The sequence below is a fragment of the Aeromonas sp. QDB17 genome, assembly GCF_027705305.1.
Lineage (GTDB): Bacteria > Pseudomonadota > Gammaproteobacteria > Enterobacterales > Aeromonadaceae > Aeromonas > Aeromonas caviae.
Genome location: NZ_JAPDBP010000055.1, coordinates 1 through 942, shown reverse-complemented (window position 1 = coordinate 942; position 942 = coordinate 1). Strand labels below are relative to the sequence as shown.

Annotated in this window: 1 protein-coding gene; it reads left to right on the top strand. The window is 40.6% G+C overall.

The window, feature by feature from the left end; translation table 11 throughout:
* Positions 1 to 942, top strand: a 942-nt coding sequence (locus OKC41_RS21015; RefSeq protein ID WP_270672345.1) for a YfjI family protein, incomplete at both ends; no start/stop codon positions are given.

Here is a 942-nt window from a genome sequence, read left to right as displayed (position 1 = left end):
AAAAGTGAGATGAAAATACCGGCATCACTTTACACTCTAATTCTAGCTGCTTCTGGCGAGAGAAAAAGCACGGTCGATAAGCTACTGATGAAACCAGTTCGTGAATTTGAAAAATGCTTAGCTGAGCAGGTAGATGCTGCACAGCAGAAATATCAGATCGAACTGGAATTGTGGAATATAAAGAAAAAAGTGTTAAGGAAGGAATTAGATGAGATGCATAAAAAAGGTGATGAGCAGCCCATTATAATAGAGGCATGGCACACTCACCATTCAAATATGCCTATAGCTCCGGTAGTTAAGAGGATTTTAGCTGAGGATATAACAGTCGCAAAACTGAAGTCGATGTTAGCTGAGAAGAATACGTCATTAGCTCTGGTGTCCGATGAAGCTGGGACACTACTGTCGAGTGACTTGATGAAAGATAATGCATTGTTTAACTCACTATGGTCAGGTCAAACTATACGTGTTGACAGAGCCAATGCCCCTGAAGTTCATATTGAAGGTGCTCGTTTGACTTTGAGCATGCAAATCCAGCCTGATATATATAGAACATTCAGAGATAGTAATGGTGATGCGATGAGAAGCTCTGGATTAGACGCTCGAATTCTACTGTGTGAGCCTGAGTCAGAGATTGGCTATCGTCAAGAAGATAGGGATGATAGCGCATCACTAGATGATAAAATTAAATTAGGTAGATTTAGCTCAAGGATTGATGCATTACTGCAAGAAGGGCTCGAGATGAGAGCACAAGGCAAGGAGCGTCATTGCCTGAATTTAACAGAAAGTGCTAAGAAAATTTGGAATGACAAGTTTAATGACATTGAATACGCAATGAGGCGTGGGGAATATTTGGAGCACTATAAAGATTTTGGTTCAAAGTTTATGGAGCAGGCGTCAAGAATTGCGGCGGCACTTCATGTGTTTAAAAACATAAACTACAGA